Origin of the sequence: Arthrobacter sp. ov407, assembly GCF_900102895.1 — a bacterium.
GTDB lineage: Bacteria > Actinomycetota > Actinomycetes > Actinomycetales > Micrococcaceae > Arthrobacter.
The window spans coordinates 256,446-273,371 of sequence record NZ_FNGD01000007.1 but is presented as its reverse complement, the minus strand read 5'-3'; the positions used below and the strand labels follow the sequence as shown (position 1 = coordinate 273,371).

Annotated in this window: 16 protein-coding genes; 15 read left to right on the top strand and 1 reads right to left on the bottom strand. The window is 67.8% G+C overall.

Features of this window, described 5'->3' with window-relative positions:
• Both BLS42_RS11550 and BLS42_RS11545 read left to right on the top strand, forming a co-directional pair.
• The coding region (locus BLS42_RS11550) for an HNH endonuclease signature motif containing protein (RefSeq protein WP_090581147.1) at positions 1 to 1,289 on the top strand (1,289 nt) is incomplete at its 5' end.
• A gap of 420 nt (positions 1,290 to 1,709) precedes the next feature.
• Entirely contained in the window at positions 1,710 to 2,765 is a 1,056-nt protein-coding gene (locus BLS42_RS11545; protein ID WP_090581144.1) for a DNA polymerase IV, read from the top strand.
• Positions 2,766 to 2,778: 13 nt separating this feature from the next.
• On the opposite strand, the gene BLS42_RS11540 is transcribed toward BLS42_RS11545, so the two are convergent.
• On the bottom strand, positions 2,779 to 3,426 hold the full coding sequence (locus BLS42_RS11540) for an acVLRF1 family peptidyl-tRNA hydrolase (protein WP_090581139.1): 648 nt from the start codon (positions 3,424 to 3,426) through the stop codon (positions 2,779 to 2,781).
• 76 nt (positions 3,427 to 3,502) lie between these two features.
• On the opposite strand from BLS42_RS11540, the gene BLS42_RS11535 reads away from it, so the two are divergent.
• The 13 genes from BLS42_RS11535 (at position 3,503) to BLS42_RS11475 (ending at position 16,819) form a co-directional block, all read left to right on the top strand.
• Positions 3,503 to 4,996, top strand: a complete 1,494-nt coding sequence (locus BLS42_RS11535) for a replication-associated recombination protein A (RefSeq protein WP_090581136.1) — start codon at positions 3,503 to 3,505, stop codon at positions 4,994 to 4,996.
• Between the two features lie 245 nt (positions 4,997 to 5,241).
• Positions 5,242 to 5,640 (top strand): cupin domain-containing protein, encoded by a 399-nt coding sequence (locus tag BLS42_RS11530; RefSeq protein ID WP_090581134.1) that lies wholly within the window; start codon positions 5,242 to 5,244, stop codon positions 5,638 to 5,640.
• 186 nt (positions 5,641 to 5,826) lie between these two features.
• Positions 5,827 to 6,453 (top strand): 30S ribosomal protein S4, encoded by a 627-nt coding sequence (rpsD, locus tag BLS42_RS11525; RefSeq protein WP_018773157.1) that lies wholly within the window; start codon positions 5,827 to 5,829, stop codon positions 6,451 to 6,453.
• A 180-nt stretch (positions 6,454 to 6,633) separates the two neighbouring features.
• Positions 6,634 to 7,008: a DUF948 domain-containing protein gene (locus BLS42_RS11520; RefSeq protein WP_090581130.1), complete on the top strand. Its 375-nt coding sequence runs from the start codon at positions 6,634 to 6,636 to the stop codon at positions 7,006 to 7,008.
• Between the two features lie 20 nt (positions 7,009 to 7,028).
• Positions 7,029 to 7,295 carry a DUF6167 family protein gene (locus BLS42_RS11515; RefSeq protein WP_256336418.1) on the top strand — a complete coding sequence of 89 codons (267 nt, stop codon included), beginning with the start codon at positions 7,029 to 7,031 and terminating at the stop codon, positions 7,293 to 7,295.
• A gap of 166 nt (positions 7,296 to 7,461) precedes the next feature.
• Positions 7,462 to 10,140, top strand: a complete 2,679-nt coding sequence (alaS, locus tag BLS42_RS11510; protein WP_090581127.1) for an alanine--tRNA ligase — start codon at positions 7,462 to 7,464, stop codon at positions 10,138 to 10,140.
• 10 nt (positions 10,141 to 10,150) lie between these two features.
• Complete coding sequence (gene ruvX, locus BLS42_RS11505; RefSeq protein ID WP_256336416.1) at positions 10,151 to 10,735, top strand: Holliday junction resolvase RuvX; 585 nt, start codon at positions 10,151 to 10,153, stop codon at positions 10,733 to 10,735.
• Positions 10,732 to 12,483, top strand: coding sequence for an endolytic transglycosylase MltG (mltG, locus tag BLS42_RS11500; RefSeq protein WP_090581120.1), 1,752 nt, complete (start codon positions 10,732 to 10,734; stop codon positions 12,481 to 12,483). Before ruvX ends, mltG begins: the two co-directional genes overlap by 4 nt.
• Positions 12,480 to 13,376, top strand: coding sequence for a shikimate dehydrogenase (locus BLS42_RS11495; RefSeq protein WP_090581116.1), 897 nt, complete (start codon positions 12,480 to 12,482; stop codon positions 13,374 to 13,376). Before mltG ends, BLS42_RS11495 begins: the two co-directional genes overlap by 4 nt.
• Before the next feature lie 26 nt (positions 13,377 to 13,402).
• Positions 13,403 to 14,602: a chorismate synthase gene (aroC, locus tag BLS42_RS11490; RefSeq protein ID WP_090581113.1), complete on the top strand. Its 1,200-nt coding sequence runs from the start codon at positions 13,403 to 13,405 to the stop codon at positions 14,600 to 14,602.
• Positions 14,602 to 15,210: a shikimate kinase gene (locus BLS42_RS11485; RefSeq protein ID WP_090581110.1), complete on the top strand. Its 609-nt coding sequence runs from the start codon at positions 14,602 to 14,604 to the stop codon at positions 15,208 to 15,210. The genes aroC and BLS42_RS11485 overlap by 1 nt, the downstream gene beginning before the upstream one ends.
• The gene (gene aroB, locus BLS42_RS11480; protein WP_090581107.1) at positions 15,210 to 16,301 is read left to right on the top strand and encodes a 3-dehydroquinate synthase; all 1,092 of its coding nucleotides are present in this window, start codon (positions 15,210 to 15,212) and stop codon (positions 16,299 to 16,301) included. Before BLS42_RS11485 ends, aroB begins: the two co-directional genes overlap by 1 nt.
• The gene (locus tag BLS42_RS11475; RefSeq protein ID WP_090581105.1) at positions 16,301 to 16,819 is read left to right on the top strand and encodes a tetratricopeptide repeat protein; all 519 of its coding nucleotides are present in this window, start codon (positions 16,301 to 16,303) and stop codon (positions 16,817 to 16,819) included. The genes aroB and BLS42_RS11475 overlap by 1 nt, the downstream gene beginning before the upstream one ends.
• The last annotated feature ends 107 nt before the right edge of the window (positions 16,820 to 16,926 follow it).

Sequence of the window (16,926 nt, the reverse complement as noted above, 5' to 3'; positions counted from 1 at the left end):
CCTGTGTCCTGACCGTCAGCGAACGCACCGCCGGGGCCCTCCTGTCCGAATCCCTGGCACTGACCACGGCGCTGCCGCTGACCCTGGCCGCCCTGCAGGCCGGGACGATCTCCTGGCAGCACGCCCGGATCATCGTCGACGAAACCGCGTCCCTGGATGCGGCCGGGGCGGCCGCCCTGGAAGCGCACTTCCTGGACTCCGACGCACCCAACCCGGCCCGCGGGTGTCCGGCCGGGGACCTCGTGGCATCCCGGTTTCGGGCCAAGGCCCGCGCCTGGCGCGAACGCCACCACCGGGCCAGCATCGAAGAACGCCACACCCGAAGCGCAGCGGACCGGCGGGTCGAGTTCATCCCGGACCGGGATGGCATGGCCTGGCTCTCGGCCCACCTCCCGGCCGACACCGCCGCTGGGATCTGGGACCGGACCACGGCCGCGGCCCGCGCCCTGCAAGGCCCGGACGAGGCCCGGACCCTCGCCCAGCTCCGCGCCGACGTCGCTGCCACCTGGCTCCTCACCAGCGGCACCCAAAGCACCGGAACGGACGACGGCACCGGCACGGGTGCGGCTGCGGGTGTTCCGTCGCCGCGGGCGCAGGTCCTGGTCCCCGTCCCGGTCCTGTCCCTGCTGGGCGCCACGGGCGAACCGGCCGTCCTCGACGGGTACGGGCCGATCCCGCCGTCCATGGCCCGCCGCCTGGTCACTGACGGCGTCGACTCCTTTTACCGCGTCCTGACCGACCCCCGCGACGGCGCACCGCTGGAAATCGGGCGGACCAGCTACCGTCTCACGAAGGCCCAGCGCCACTGGCTTCGGCTCCGCGACGGCAGGTGCCCGTTCCCGGGCTGCGGCAACCACTCCCTGGACAACGAGGCAGACCACCTCCTGGCCTGGGCCGACGGCGGCACCACCGGGATCTCCAACCTGGGCCAGCCCTGCCCCAAGCACCACCGCCTCAAACACGGCTCCGCCTGGACACCCACCGGAGCCAGCAGGGACCACCCGCCGGGCTGGACCTCACCGTCAGGGCGGCACTACCCCAGCGAGCACCAGGACTGGGAACCATCCGAGTGGCCGGAGAACCTCCTGACCACAGATGCAGGACCGCACTTGGGCCCGCCTCCGGATCCCGGCCGGGACCCCGACCTGGAGCTGCCGCCGGACCCTTTCCCGGACTGGCACCAATTCTTGGGCTGGCACGAAATCCCCGCGGCAGAGATGGACGATCCGGGCTGGGAAGCGTCGTTCGATGACCCGTTGCCCGAAAGCTTCCAGCTCCAATGCGCCTGAACTGCTGGCTGCGCATCCCGGCCTGCTCTGATCCGACAGCATCTACACGACCGCGGACTCGGGACAAGGCTGGCCCAGGTCTCGGAAGCTCCAAAGTCGGCTCCCGCCCAACGCAATTCCTAATCAAGGTTCTTTGAGAAGGCTCGACGGGTTTCGAGAACCGCAAGGCGGGTGAACCATGTACCGCCGTCCGATTTGGGGGAGCCTCATGGGACACACTCGCCTGCGACCCCGGTCCGTCTCGAATGGCTCGGGCGCGCAGTTCGCGCCACACTCGGCACAGGTGCGGTGCAGGTCGTCGGTGGCGCTGGAATTCAAGGAAGGTCAGGGGGCCGCAGGCTCGGCGGCCAAGTTCGGTGGAGAGCCGATGCTTGCCAGGGATGTTTAGGGCAGACTGGTGGCGTGAGCGGAATCCGGTGGGTGCTGCACGTTGATCTCGACCAGTTCATCGCGGCGGTCGAAGTGCTCCGGCGGCCGGAGCTTGCGGGCAAGCCGATCATTGTTGGCGGTCGGGGCGACCCCACGGAACGAGCTGTGGTGTCGACCGCATCCTACGAAGCCAGGGCGTTCGGCGTGGGTTCCGGAATGCCCTTACGCATTGCGGCCCGGAAAGTGCCCGAGGCTGTGATCCTGCCCGTCGATCACGAGGCGTACCTCGCGGCGTCTGAAACGGTGATGGCTACCCTGCGCGCGCAGCCCGGCGCCACCGTACAGGTGCTGGGTTGGGATGAAGCCTTTGTAGGCACGGAGACAGAGAATCCGGAAGCCTACGCCCGGCAGGTGCAGGCCGCTGTCCTGGAGCGAACGCAGCTGCATTGCAGCGTGGGCATCGGCGACACCTTGGTCCGAGCCAAGGTCGCCACCGGTTTCGGCAAGCCGGCCGGCGTCTTCCGTCTCACTGCCGGTAACTGGCTAGACGTCATGGGCAGTCGGCCCACCAAGGACCTGTGGGGCGTCGGAACCAAAGTGTCGGGCCGGCTGGCCAAACTCGGCATCAACACAGTCGCCGAGCTCGCCGCGTCCGACCCCCAAGACCTGGTCCCGGAGTTCGGCCCCAAGATGGGTCCTTGGTACGCGGAGCTTGGACGAGGGGACGGCGCCAGCGTTGTGGACGACACCCCGTGGGTTGCCCGCGGGCACAGCCGGGAGACCACCTTCCAGCGGGACCTGACCGAGCCGGCGCAGGTGGACGACGCCGTCAGGGAGCTGACAGCGCATGTCCTCGAGGATGTTGTGGCCGAAGGACGGCCCGTGATTGGGCTGACCCTCAAGGTTCGGTACGCGCCGTTCGTCACCAAGACCCACGCAAGGAAGATTCCCGAGACATTCGACAGAAACGAAATCCTCGCGCGGGCCTTGGACCTCGCAGCCGGAATCGAAGCGGGCCGTCCGATCCGACTCCTAGGCCTGCGGGCCGAAATGGCAATGCCCGACGATGCCCGAAAGGGACATACGCCGACGCGCGGCGGTTGGTGACGGCGTTGCTTGTCTATGCCGGCGGGTCGGTCACCAGGATCCGCACCGAGCACAGCTCCGCGGCGGCCTTCTTCAGGACCGCGGCCCGTGGATCCGGGACGTCCAAAAACGCAAGCCGCGTCAGGTGGCCGTAACGCTTCAGTACGGGCTCGGCGAGCACCTGGTCTGCCAGCGTCCGGTCGCCGCCCGGCGCCAGGTATTCGATTCGGTGCCCTGCGAAGATCCTTCCGGCGTGCTCGGCGACGGCTTCCACGAGGGCATCGGCCTGGTTGGCGCGCCGCCGGGCAAAACGCTGTTGGGACCAGCCGCCCGCAGCCGTCCGGGACTGGACGTGGCGCGTGCCGGTCTTTGACGCCAGCACGGTGCCGGCGCTGACCACAGCCACCGAGTATCCGCCGCGCCGGACCAGCACGGTGCCGAGGCTCCGGGGCTGCCCGGCCAGGGAGGCCAGCCGGGAGAGGGCGTCGTGGCCGCTCCCGGGCCGGCCGTCCACGGGCCAAGGCGCCCGAAGCACGGCCACGGCGCCGTCGGCGGCGCGCAGCTGCAAGCCGGTGTCGAGCTCCTCCTCCATGAGGGCGCCATGGCTCGCGGCGAAGCGGTCCACCCAGCCCGGCAGCCGGTCGCCGGAGACGAAGGCCACACGGGTCTCGGGGCTGGGCATGGCGGGCTCTCCGTTGCGGGGTGATGTTGCGGGTGATGGTGACAGGGCGGGGAGGAACTAGAAGTAGCCTATCTATGTGGATGATCTCTTTGGCTCAGGGCGGGACAACGCCGACGGAAGCGACGACCTCGGCGTAGCCGACGGTGCTGCCGGCGACGGCGGCGCCGACGATTCCGGCCACGCCCGGGGCCAAGCCAGGTCTGGCGCCGGGTCAGCCTCGCCGCGGAGCCCGCTCGCTGTCCGGATGCGGCCGCGCACCCTAGATGACGTCGTAGGCCAGCAGCACCTGCTCGGCCAGGGCTCCCCGCTGCGCCAGCTGGCCGCCGGCTCCGATGCGACCGGCCCTGCGGGACCGAGCTCGGTGATTCTCTGGGGTCCTCCCGGCACCGGCAAGACCACCCTTGCCCACGTCATTGCCAAAGGTCCCGGCCGGAAATTCGTCGAGCTCTCCGCCATCACCGCCGGCGTCAAGGACGTCCGCCGCGTGATGGATGAGGCCCTGACCGCGCGCGACCTCTTCAAGACCACCACCGTCCTCTTCCTCGATGAGATCCACCGCTTCAACAAGGCCCAGCAGGACGCGCTGCTTCCCGGCGTCGAAAACCGCTGGGTGGTGCTGGTGGCGGCCACCACCGAAAACCCGTCGTTTTCCGTCGTGTCGCCGCTGTTGTCCCGCTCGCTGCTGCTGACCCTGAAACCTCTCACCGACGCCGACGTCGAGGGCCTGCTGCAGCGGGCCGTTTCGGATGTCCGCGGACTGAACGGCAAGGCCGAGCTCAGCGCCGACGCGCTGGCGCACCTTGTCCGGCTCTCCGGCGGCGATGCCCGCCGCGCCCTCACTGCCCTGGAGGCCGCCGCCGGCGTCGCCTTCGGAGACGCGGATGACACTGACGCTGCCGATACTCACATAGCCGGCGCAGGAACGGCGGAGCCCGTCACGATCCAATTGCGGCACACTGAGCGGGCCCTGGATGTCGCCTCCGTTCGCTACGACCGGGCCGGGGACCAGCATTACGACGTCGCCAGCGCGTTCATCAAATCGATCCGGGGCTCCGACGTCGACGCCGCACTGCACTATCTCGCCCGGATGCTGGAGGCCGGTGAGGACCCGCGGTTCGTGGCCCGCCGGATCGTGATCTCCGCGGCCGAGGACGTCGGTATGGCGGACCCGACGGCGCTGCAGACCGCCGTCGCGGCGGCCCAGGCCGTGCAGCTGATCGGCATGCCGGAAGGCCGCATCATCCTTGCCGAGGCCGTGGTGCATCTGGCCACCGCGCCGAAGTCCAACGCCGCGTACATGGGGATCAACCAGGCGATCGCCGATGTCCGCGCCGGGCTCGGGAACGGCATCCCGGCCCACCTGCGCGATGCCCACTACCCGGGCTCAAAACAGCTGGGTCACGGCAAGGGTTACAAATACGCCCACGATGCCCCGCATGCCGTGGCCACCCAGCAGTACCCGCCGGACGACCTCGTCGGGCGCAACTACTACGTGCCAACCGCCAACGGGGCCGAACGCGACATCGCCACCCGGCTGGAGCGGCTGCGGAAGATCATCCGCGGCACGTGATCAGCCCCTGACCAGCGGCTGGTCCGCTGCGGCCCTGCAGTGCCGGAACCTGCCGTTGACATAGGGGCCAAGAGGTCTAACGTGGAATTAGGTCAGCATTGATCTGCTGGCCGTCCGTGCGGCGCAGGGGACAGTGCGGTCACACGGCCGGCTCTCGATACCCGGACCCCGGGACTTCAGCCGGCTCCGCCCCATCCTAGGTTATCCAGCGCGAGCGTCCCCGCCCCGTCCCCAGGTAGCGTCCCATGAGTATCAATTTCGTTACAGCCATGGCAGTGAAGTCCTTCGATGTGCCCGACAAGAAGCGGTGCCCGGACAAGGCCGAATTCGACCTCTGCACAGTGAACGACTACTCGGTGGCCCGGCTGATCCTGGGCCCGGGCTGGCGGTGGTCGGAGAACACCAGGCCTTACGAGAAGACCGACGTCTGCCTGCACCACCATCTCGGTTTCTGCATCTCCGGAGAAATGGAAGTCGAAACGGCCGAAGGGCTGCGCTCCACGATCCACGCCAACGACACCTACGCGATCCCGCCGGGCCACGACGAATGGGTGGTGGGCCCGAAACCGTTCGTGGCCGTGGAATTCCTGGGTGCGGCGTCCTTCGGGCGCAGCGGTGTCCGGGGAGCGCACGCCAGAATCTGACTTCGGTCCGCCGGCCGGATCTGGTAGGCTGGATCGTTGTCTGGCAAGGCACGGACGCACAATCCATGGAAACTTCGGTTCGATGAGGGTTGCCCTGTGCCCAGTAGCAAAAGGCAGCGGTTGGCCGATGCTCTCCATCGTGGAGGCCAGTAACACTGACACACCGCAGATATTGGAAGGACACAAGTGGCTAACAACACTCGTGCTCGCCGTACCGCACGCCTTTCGCGTGCACTCGGCATCGCTCTGACCCCCAAGGCCGCCAAGTACATGGAGCGCCGCCCGTACGGCCCCGGTGAGCATGGCCGTGCCCGCAAGAAGCAGGACTCCGACTACGCCGTACGTCTGCGCGAAAAGCAGCGTCTGCGCGCCCAGTACGGCATCCGCGAAGCCCAGATGACCCGTGCCTTCGAAGAAGCACGCCGCACCAAGGGCCTGACCGGTGAAAACCTGATCGAACTGCTCGAAATGCGTCTCGACGCCCTCGTGCTGCGTGCCGGCTTCGCCCGCACCATCGCCCAGGCCCGCCAGCTGGTTGTGCACCGCCACATCCTCGTTGACGGCATCCGCGTTGACCGCCCGTCTTTCCGCGTCGGCGAGGGCCAGCTGGTTCACGTCCACAGCCGCAGCGAGACCATGCCTCCGTTCCAGGTTGCAGCAGCCGGCGCTCACCGCGACGTCCTGCCGATCGTTCCGGCCTACCTGGACGTCAAGCTTGACGCCCTGCAGGCCCGCCTGGTGCGCCGCCCGAAGCGTTCCGAGATCCCCGTGACCTGCGAAGAGCAGCTCGTCGTGGAATTCTACGCACGCTAATTCCAAAGGCAACACCTACAAAGAAGCCCGTGGCAAGCGCCGCGGGCTTCTTTGTATGTAAGGTACTTGGGGGAGTTCCCCGGGAGCAGGCTCTGCCTGCCGGTTTAAACTGCCGGCTAAATCCGTCGAACCCCGACGCAACAAGCAGTTATCCACTGCAGTTCAAGGAGATGAGTGTCTATGTCTGGTGGCGATATTGCCGGCCTGATCGCGGCTGGAGTGTTTGCAGTGCTGGTCGTGTTGCTCGCCGTGCCGATCCTGAAGCTCGGGGGAGTGTTCGACGAATTGCGGACTTCCATCCGCTCCGTCAGCGACGGCGCCACCCCGCTCATGGACGAAGTCACCGCCACGGTGACCACCACCAACGAGCAGCTGAAGAAGGTTGACGGCATCGCCAACAACGTCTCGGACGCCTCCGCCAACATCTCGGCGCTGTCCTCGCTCATGGCGGCCACTGTCGGCTCGCCGCTGATCAAGGTGGCAGCCTTCAGCTACGGCGTGCGCTCCGCCTTCAGCACCCCCAAAAAGCCCGCCACCGGCCGCCGCAGCCGCTAAAGCTTCCAGGAGAACCTGACATGAACAGAATCATCTGGATGGGCATCGGCGTCGCGATCGGCGTCATCGCCTTCCGCAAGGTCACCGAAGCCCAGTCCGCCCTCGGCCCCGAGGGCCTGAACCGGGCCGTGGGACGGCTGGCGGACGGCCTGTTCGACTTCGCCGACGCCGTCCGTGACGGCATGGGCGAGCGGGAGGCCGAACTCCGTTCCGCCCTGGGCATCGAGACGGCAACGGATATTGCTGCCGGCGGCGCCGTTGCCCGCCGGGATGCGGTCCACCGCTAGCCGGGAGAGAATTAGTAAGTACGGTGTCCGTTAAGGGCGCCTCGGCACCCCCGAAGGGGCACCGGATAGACGGGGCCCGGATCAGTGCCGGTCCTCAGCTTGTCCCGCGCAGCACAGACGCGGGGCCACATAACGCAGTGAATATTGAAGGGTAAGAAATCAGCTCATGAAGTCGCAGGAGATCACCAAGCGCTGGATCGACTTTTTTGTCAGCAAGGGGCACACCGCCGTGCCCTCCGCCTCCCTGGTCTCCAGCGACCCGTCCCTGCTGTTCACCGTGGCCGGCATGGTCCCGTTCATCCCGTACCTGACGGCCCGCGAGGAGGCCCCCTACCAGCGGGCCACCAGCGTGCAGAAATGTATCCGGACCGGTGACATCGAGGAAGTCGGCAAGACCGCCCGCCACGGCACCTTCTTCCAGATGTGCGGCAACTTCTCCTTTGGCGACTACTTCAAGGAAGACGCCATCAAGTTTGCCTGGGAGCTCCTCACCACCAGCGTGGACGACGGCGGGTACGGACTGCCGCCGGAACAGCTCTGGGTCACCGTCTACGAAGAGGACGACGAGGCCGAGCAGCTGTGGCTGAAGAACACCGGCATGCCGGCCGAGCGGATCCAGCGGATGGGCAAGGCCGACAACTACTGGTCCACCGGCCAGCCGGGCCCGGCCGGCCCTTGCTCGGAAATCTACTACGACCGCGGCCCGTCCTACGGCGTCGAGGGCGGCCCCATCGCCGATGAAAACCGCTACGTCGAGATCTGGAACCTCGTGTTCATGCAGTACCAGATCGACAACGTCCGCTCCAAGGTGGATTTCGACATCACCGGCGAGCTGCCCAAGAAGAACATCGACACGGGCCTCGGCATGGAGCGCCTCGCGATGATTCTCCAGGACGTCGAGAACATGTACGAGACCGACCAGGTCCGCCCCGTGATCGACCGCGCCGCGGCCCTCTCCGGCCGGGAGTACACCTCCGCGGAGTCCGCCGAGGACCCGCACCACACCGACGACGTCCGGATGCGCGTTGTTGCCGACCACATCCGCTCGGCCCTCATGCTGATCGCCGACGGCGTCACCCCCTCCAACGAGGGCCGCGGCTACGTGCTGCGCCGCCTGATCCGCCGCGCCGTGCGCTCCATGCGCCTGCTCGGCGTCGAAAAGGCCTGCCTGCCTGAGCTGCTGCCGGCCTCGAGGGACGCCATGAAGGGCGTCTACCCGATCGTGGAGACCGACTTCGAGCGCATCAGCCGGATTGCCTACGCCGAAGAGAAGGCGTTCCTGCGCACCATCGCCTCCGGAACCGCCCGGCTCGAGGACGCCGTCAAGGAGTCCAAGGCCGCAAACCAGCCGCTCTCCGGCGCCGATGCCTTTGCCCTGCACGACACCTACGGCTTCCCGATCGACCTCACCCTGGAAATGGCCGAGGAAGCCGGGCTGAAAGTCGACGAGCCCGAGTTCCGCAAGCTCATGCTCGAACAGCGCCAGCGCGCCCAGGCCGATGCCAAGGGCAAGAAGGGTTCGCACGCGGACCTCAGCGCGTTCCAGGAGCTGCTGTCCGCCGGCGAGACCGTCTTCACCGGCTACACCGAGCTCCAGGGCGAGTCCAAGGTCCGCGGCATCCTGTCCGGCGGCCGGAAGGTCGCTCAGGCCTCCACGGGCGACGAAATCGAACTCGTCCTGGCCGAGACGCCGTTCTACGCCGAGGCCGGCGGCCAGGCCGCCGACACCGGGCTGATCACCGGCGACGGCTTCGTCGTCGAGGTCCTGGACGTCCAGCGCCCCGTCAAGGGCCTCAGCGTGCACAAGGCGATTGTCCGCGAGGGCGAAATCGGATCGGACTCGCTGGTTCAGGCCGCCGTGGACCGGGAACGCCGCCACGCCGCCGAGCAGGCCCACACCGGCACGCACATTGTGCACGCAGCCCTGCACCAGATCCTCGGCCCGGAGGCCCTGCAGCGCGGCTCCTTCAACAAGGCCGGCTACCTGCGCTTCGACTTCGCCTGGGGCGAGGGCCTGAGCGCCGCCACCCGGTCCGAGATCGAGGAAGTCTCCAACATCGCCATCCGCAACAACTTCCGGGTGGAAACCAAGATCATGGGGCTCGCCGAGGCCAAGGCGCTCGGCGCCATGGCGCTGTTCGGCGAGAACTACGGCAACGAGGTCCGGGTCGTTGAAATCGACGGCGCCTGGTCCCGCGAACTCTGCGGCGGCACCCACGTCGAGAACACCTCCCGGATCGGCAGCCTGTCCCTGCTCGGCGAACAGTCCGTCGGCTCGGGAAACCGCCGTGTCGAAGCCTTCGTGGGCATGGACGCCTTCCGGCACCTGGCCGCAGAGCGGGCCCTTGTCACCGAGCTCACGGAAATGCTGAAGGTTCCCTCCGGGCTGCTCGCGGACCGGATTTCCAGCACGCTGACCAAGCTCAAGACGGCAGAAAAGGAACTCGAGCGGCTGCGCAAGGAGCAGCTCACGGCCGCCGCTGGCCAGCTGGTTGGCACCGCCAAGGACGCCGCCGGCGTCAAGGTCATCGCACACGACGCCGGCCAGGTCAGCGGCGCGGACGACCTGCGGGGACTGGCCCTCGACCTGCGGACGCGCCTCGGTTCCGAGCCCGCCGCCGTCGCGGTGGCCGGTGTCAGCAACGACCGTCCCGTCATTCTGATCGCCACCAACGAAGCCGCCCGGGCTGCTGGAGTGAAGGCGGGCGCTCTGGTGCGCCTCGCCGCGGGCATCCTCGGCGGCGGCGGTGGCGGTAAGGACGACGTCGCCCAGGGCGGCGGCACGGACGCAGCCAAGGTCGGCGCTGCCCTCAGCGCCGTCGTGGACGCCATTACCCGGCGATAGCGGAGCCTACGTGTCTGAACCTGCTGTGGCCGGCGTCTATCCCCGGGGCGTGAAGCTCGGGGTGGACGTCGGCACCGTTCGCGTGGGCGTGGCCGTCTGCGATCGCGACGGAATCCTGGCGACCCCGCTGCGCACGCTGCAGCGGAATGTGAAAAAGAACACCGACGTGCGCTTCCTGGCCGCGTTGGCCGCGGAACTGGGCGCCGTGGAGATTTTCGTGGGATTGCCGCGCACCATGAAGGGCGAAGAGCACGCCTCGGCCAGGATGGCCACAGAGTACGCCCAGTTGCTGGCCCGGGCCCTGCAGAGCGCCGGATCCGACGTGCCAGTGCGCCTGATTGACGAGCGGCTCAGCACCGTGACCGCCCACCGCAACCTGCACGAAGCTGGCATGAGCAGCAGGAATCACCGTACAGTAGTTGATCAGGTTGCGGCGGCAGGTATTCTGCAACAAGCGATTGATATGCAAAAGGCCAGGGGAACGGAGGTCGGAAACCGCGTGTACGCGGAGTCTGCGCCCGGGCCCACCGGAGGCGGCGCACAGACCGGCCCGGCGGTACAGACGCACTCTTCAGAAAATGGAAGGCTACAGTGAGCCCGGTCAACAGTGATGACTCCTCCGGTGACGCCCTTAGTGGTGCCGGCCGACCGCTGACGCGCAAAGAGATCCGGACCCAGGAAAAGCTCCTGGCGACGCAGGGACACAACGTGATCCCGCCGCAGGCTTTTGAGACGGGACAGGACGTTCCGACGCCGGCACCGGCGCCGGAAAGCGAGCTGCCGCAGGCCGCCCCGGAACTCCCCGACGCAGCACCGACCCTGCACGAGGAAACCGTGCACGAGGAAACCGTGCAGGAAGAGCCCGTACACGAAGAAACCGTGCACGCAGAGCCCGCGCACGAAGACGCTGTTACTGAAGAGCCCGTGCACTACGAGCCCGTGCACGACGTTCCGGCTGCCGAAGAGCCCGTCCACGAAGACTTCACGCAGATGATCCCTGTCGGCCAAGAGCCCGTCCGCGAAGATCTGGGCCACGAGGACGCCGTCTATGCGACGGCAGGCGAGCATGGCTACGAAGCCCACCATGGCGCGGCGGCCCACGGCACCGGCCCTCACGACGGTTACGCGCTGCAGCGCCACGATGTGGGACAACAGGACGAGGCCCACCATGTTTACGACGACGCCGGCCACCCGCTGGCACAGGCGCACCCGGACGCCGAGTACCACGGCGAACCCGGCCACGAACTGATGGCCGGAACGGTCCGCTACGACAAGGTTCCGTCGAAGAAGGTCCGCCGCCGGCGCCGCTTCCTGGCCCTCGTGTTGACCCTGACGGTGTTCGTCGTCGCGATCGCTGTCGGCGCGCAGTTCCTCAAGCCCCTCCTGGGCGGGGACAAAATGGCCGATTACCCCGGCCCGGGGACCGGCGGCGTCACCATCACGGTCGAACCCGGCGCTGGGCCGAGGTCCGTGGCCACCGAGCTGGAGTCGAAGAAGGTCGTGGCGAACGCGGACACGTTCCTCAAGGAGTTCTCCGCTTCCGGCGGTGCCCTGAACCCGGGCACGTTCTCGATGCGCCAGGAAATGAAGAACTCTGATGCCGTGGCCGTCCTTCTCAACAAGGGCCAGGGCAAGGTCATGTACTTTGCGCTCAGCGCCGGGTTGCGGATCAACGAATCCCTGCAGGCGATTTCCGAGGGCACCGGGGTTTCGGTTTCCGACTTGAAGGCGCTCAGCGATGCGCCCGCGCAGTTCGGCGTCGCGGCGAAAGCCAAGAACCTCGAGGGCTACCTGGCGCCGGGGGAGTACCGCTTCCCGTTGGGCACCTCCGCCAAGGACATTTTGAAGAAGCTCGTCGGCAGCACCCAGGATGAACTCAAGGCCAAGGGCGTCACGGATTCCAAGAAACAGTACGACGTCGTGACGGTAGCGAGCATCGTGCAGGCCGAAGGCGGCCAGGCCGAATACGGTGACGTTGCCGGCGCCATCTACAACCGCCTCAAGCCGAACAACACCGAGACGAACGGGCTGATCCAGTCCGATGCCACGGTCACCTATGGCCTGGGCATCCACAGCTTCCACATCGACGAGGTCCAGAAGGCTGACAAGTCGAATCCGTACAACACCTACGCCAACCAGGGGCTGCCCGTCGGGCCCATCGGTTCTCCCGGCAAGACGGCCATTGACGCCGCCGCCAAGCCCAAGACCAACAGCTACCTGTACTGGGTCACCGTCAACCTGGACACCAAGGAGACCAAGTTCTCCAAGACCCTGGCCGAACACCTCGGATACGTGGAGCAGTACAACGCCTGGTGCGCGGCTAACCCGGGACGCTGCGTATGACGCTGCGGGCTGCCGTCCTTGGGCATCCCATCAGCCATTCGAAGTCGCCGGCGCTGCATCGCGCCGCCTACGCCCATCTGGGCGTGGACATCGCCTACTCGGCCATTGACGTGACAGAGGCCGGCCTGCCGGATTTCATGCGGCAGGTCCGGGACGAGGCGCGTGCTGACGGTTCCTGGCGCGGGCTCTCGGTCACCATGCCGCTTAAATCGGCCATGCTGGCGGAAGTGGACGAAGTCCGGGGCGTGGGGCGCGCACTCGGCGTCGTCAACACCGTTGCGTTTGAATCCGCCGGCGGCAGTGCTGACCACACCCAGTTGGTCGCCTACAACACGGACGTCGCCGGGATCGTCAACGCGCTCCGGCACGCGGGGGCCGCCACGGCGCCCACCGCTGTGGTCCTCGGCGGAGGCGGGACCGCGGCCGCGGCCATCGCTGCGCTCAAGGAACTGGGGGCGGTGTCTGCCGAGGTCTTCGTCCGCGATCCCAGCCGTGCCGGTGACGCCCGCGCGGCTTCCGCCGCCGTGGGGGTCCCCGTCCAGGTGCTTCCCCTCAGCGGTGCGGCCGCCGCTGTCGCCGCGGCCGACGTCGTCATCTCCACGCTGCCGCCCCGCGCGGCGGACGCACTTGCCGCGGAGGGAATGCTGACAGAATCCTTGCAACGGCGGACAACAGGTCCGGGCCTCCTCCTGGACGTCGCCTACGATCCCTGGCCCAGCCGGATCGCGGCGGTCTGGCAGGAAGCGGGCGGCACGGTGGTTCCGGGACTTGAGATGCTCCTCTACCAGGCGGTGGAGCAGGTGCGGCATTTCACCGGACTCGGCGAGGCCCTCCCGGCCGGAGTCATAGATGTGATGTGTGACGCAGTCGGGGCGCCCCGACGGGTGATCTAACCGCCCGACATGGCAGTATGGAATGTATGTTGCGTTGGTTGACTGCCGGAGAATCCCATGGCCCGGCACTGGTCGGAATAATTGAAGGCGTGCCCGCCGGTGTGGAACTCACCAGCGCCCACATCAGCGAGGCCCTGGCCCGCCGGCGGCTCGGCTATGGCCGCGGCGCCCGGATGAAATTCGAGCAGGACGTGGTCACGATCCTCGGCGGAGTCCGCCACGGCCTGACCCAGGGCGGCCCTGTCGCCATCCAGGTCGGCAACACCGAATGGCCCAAGTGGGAACAGATCATGTCCTCCGATCCCGTGGAGCCGGAAATCCTGGCCGACCAGGCCCGGAACGCCCCCCTGACTCGGCCGCGGCCCGGCCACGCCGACTTCACCGGCATGCAGAAATACGGCTTCGACGAGGCCCGCCCGGTCCTGGAGCGCGCCAGCGCCCGCGAGACGGCAACGCGGGTGGCCCTCGGCACGGTCGCCGCAGCGTTCCTCAAACAGCTCGGAATCGAACTCGTCTCCCACACCGTGTCCATCGCCAGCGTTGCCGTGCCGGAAGGCCGGCCGCTGCCGGTCCCGGGCAACGTGATCGCCCTGGACGCCGATCCGCTGCGCTGCTTCGACCGCGAAACCTCGGACGCCATGGTGGCCGAGGTCGACGTCGCGCACAAGGAAGGCGAAACCCTCGGCGGCGTCGTGGAAGTGCTTGTCTACGGACTCCCGCCGGGACTCGGCAGCTACGTCCACTGGGACCGGCGCCTCGACTCGCGCCTGGCGGCGGCCCTCATGGGCATCCAGGCCATCAAGGGCGTTGAGGTCGGCGACGGCTTCCGTACCGCGGCGCGCCGCGGCTCCGCCGCCCACGACGAGATCGTCAAGGACGCGGACGGCAGGATCATCCGCACGTCCAACCGTGCAGGCGGGATTGAGGGCGGCATGAGCATTGGCGATGTCTTGCGCGTCCGTGCCGCCATGAAACCGATCGCTACCGTGCCCCGCGCCCTCAAGACGGTCGACGTCAGCACGGGGGAGGCCGCCAAGGCCCACCACCAGCGCTCCGACGTCTGTGCTGTCCCGGCCGCCGGCGTCGTGGCCGAGGCCATGGTGGCTCTCGTGATCGCCGAAGCGGTCACAGAAAAATTCGGCGGTGACTCCGTACAGGAGACCGCCCGCAACATCAAGGGTTACCTGGACAGCATTCCGGCGTCCCTGGACTCGATCGGCCACTAGTGCCGGCCGGGAACACCGACAGGCTCTCCGCCGCGGCAAGGCACCTTGGCCCGGTGGTCCTGATCGGACCGATGGCCGTGGGCAAGTCGGCGATCGGACAGCAGCTCGCGCAGCATCTGGGGTGCGCCTTCGTGGACACCGACGCCCTCGTGGTGGCCCAGCACGGGACCATCGCCGAGATCTTCGCCAGCCGGGGCGAGCACGCCTTCCGTGAGCTTGAGGCGCGGGCCGTGGCTCAGGCCATCGAAAAAGCACAGGGGAGCGCCACCGTCATTTCGCTCGGCGGCGGGGCTGTCCTCGACTCCGGTACGCAGCAGCTCCTGGGCCGCTGTACCGTGGTGTATCTCGAATGCGACGCCGAAACTGTGGCGGAACGCATCGCCAGAAATTCGGGCCGGCCGCTCCTGGCCGGCGACGCCATGGGCCGGTGGCGGACCTTGTTCGCCACCCGGCAGCCGGTCTACGAACGGCTCGCCGACCTCGTCCTCGATGTCCGAAGCGGCAGCGTTCCGGAACTGGCCCACCGGCTGGAAGATGCGCTGGGGGAGCACGCCGCGGCGAAGACCGCGGCCGTGCCCGCTCCGGCGGCGACAAAGGAAGTTGAATAGTGAGTACCGAATCAACCGTCATCAAAGTCACCGGACAAACGCCCGGTGAGAACTACGACGTCGTCGTGGGCCGTGGCCTCCTGGCAAGCCTGCCGGGCCTGCTGGGCGAGCGCGTCAAGCGCGTCCTGGTCATCCACCCCCGCGCGCTTCGGCTTACCGGGGACACCGTCCGGGAAGAGCTGGCCGCCGCCGGTTTCACCGCGCTGACCGCAGAAATCCCCGACGCCGAAGAGGGCAAGCACATCGAGGTCGCTTCCTTCTGCTGGCAGGTGCTGGGGCAGAACGACTTCACCCGCTCCGACGCCGTCGTCGCGGTGGGTGGCGGTGCCGTGACAGACCTGGCCGGCTTTGTCGCCGCGACCTGGCTGCGCGGCGTCAAGGTCATCCACATGCCCACGAGCCTGCTGGGCATGGTGGACGCCTCGGTCGGCGGCAAGACCGGCATCAACACCGCCGAAGGCAAGAACCTGGTGGGCGCGTTCCACCCGCCCGCCGGCGTCCTCGCGGACCTCGACACGCTGGAGACGCTGCCGAAGAACGAGATCATTTCCGGCATGGCCGAGGTCATCAAGTGCGGTTTCATTGCCGACCCAGCCATCCTGGACCTGATCGAAAAGGATCCGTCAGCGGTCTCCGATCCCCGCTCGGACCTGCTGCGGGAACTGATCGAACGTGCCATCAGCGTCAAGGCCCGGGTGGTCTCCGAAGACCTGAAGGAAACCGGCCAGCGCGAGATCCTGAACTACGGCCACACCCTGGGCCACGCGATCGAACTCGCCGAGCGCTACTCCTGGCGCCACGGTGCCGCCGTATCCGTCGGCATGATGTTCGCCGCCGAGCTCGCCCGCAGCGTGGGCCGGCTCAGCGACGCCGACGCCGACAGGCACCGCAGCATCCTCGAAAGCCTCGGGCTTCCCATTACGTACCGCCGGGACCGCTGGCAGGCCCTCCTCGACGGCATGCGCCGGGACAAGAAGTCACGCGGTGACCTGCTGCGGTTCGTGGTGCTCGACGGCGTCGGCCGGCCCGGCATTCTCGACGTCCCGGACACGTCACTGCTGTTTGCCGCCTACCAGGAGATCGCCTCCTGATGAACATGGTCAAGGGCGGCACGAGCGAGTGGCCGGACGCGGGTTTTCCCGGAGTCCGGATCAACCCGCAGTCCCTGATGCCCCAGATCGTCAATGACGAGGTCATGGCCGAGGCGTTGGCGGCCTCCACGGACCCGGGGGACCTCATCCTTGTCCGGCTCGTCGAAGGGCACGCGGCCGAAGCCGCCGAACTCCTCGCCGAGGCCCGCTACAAGGACCCCGACTCGCTCCGGCTTCGGATTTTCGAGGCGGACGTGCTCCGGGTTTCGAACCGGTTCGACCGGGCCGTGGAGGTGTTCCGCCAGCTCCTCGCCGAGACCCAGGGCACCCTGGAGGAGGCGGCCGTCCGCCAGCACCTCGGCCGGTCCTACTTCGCCGGCGGGAACGTTAGCGCCGCCGTCGAATCCTTCGCAAAGGCGTTGGATTTGCGCGTGGCCGGATCCGCCGACGCGGCCCTGATCTACGCCTCCGCGGTGGCGCTGCAGCGCGCGCGGGACGTGCTGGAGCAGCAGTCCTGAGCCTCCGTCGGCCAGCTGTCCGCGGGACCCGGTAGAATAGAACTTGGATTTTTGACAAATACGCGCTGGCGGGCCGCTTGGCATGCCGGCCCGGCATAACGTCCGGC

What these genes read in the sequence shown, in the direction of transcription:
- aroC (WP_090581113.1), top strand. Translation starts at nt 13,403, where the DNA reads ATGTTGCGTTGGTTGACTGCCGGAGAATCCCATGGCCCGGCACTGGTC.
- BLS42_RS11530 (WP_090581134.1), top strand. Translation starts at nt 5,242, where the DNA reads ATGAGTATCAATTTCGTTACAGCCATGGCAGTGAAGTCCTTCGATGTG.
- BLS42_RS11540 (WP_090581139.1), bottom strand. Translation starts at nt 3,426, where the DNA reads ATGCCCAGCCCCGAGACCCGTGTGGCCTTCGTCTCCGGCGACCGGCTG.
- BLS42_RS11515 (WP_256336418.1), top strand. Translation starts at nt 7,029, where the DNA reads ATGAACAGAATCATCTGGATGGGCATCGGCGTCGCGATCGGCGTCATC.
- alaS (WP_090581127.1), top strand. Translation starts at nt 7,462, where the DNA reads ATGAAGTCGCAGGAGATCACCAAGCGCTGGATCGACTTTTTTGTCAGC.
- BLS42_RS11475 (WP_090581105.1), top strand. Translation starts at nt 16,301, where the DNA reads ATGAACATGGTCAAGGGCGGCACGAGCGAGTGGCCGGACGCGGGTTTT.
- BLS42_RS11495 (WP_090581116.1), top strand. Translation starts at nt 12,480, where the DNA reads ATGACGCTGCGGGCTGCCGTCCTTGGGCATCCCATCAGCCATTCGAAG.
- BLS42_RS11520 (WP_090581130.1), top strand. Translation starts at nt 6,634, where the DNA reads ATGTCTGGTGGCGATATTGCCGGCCTGATCGCGGCTGGAGTGTTTGCA.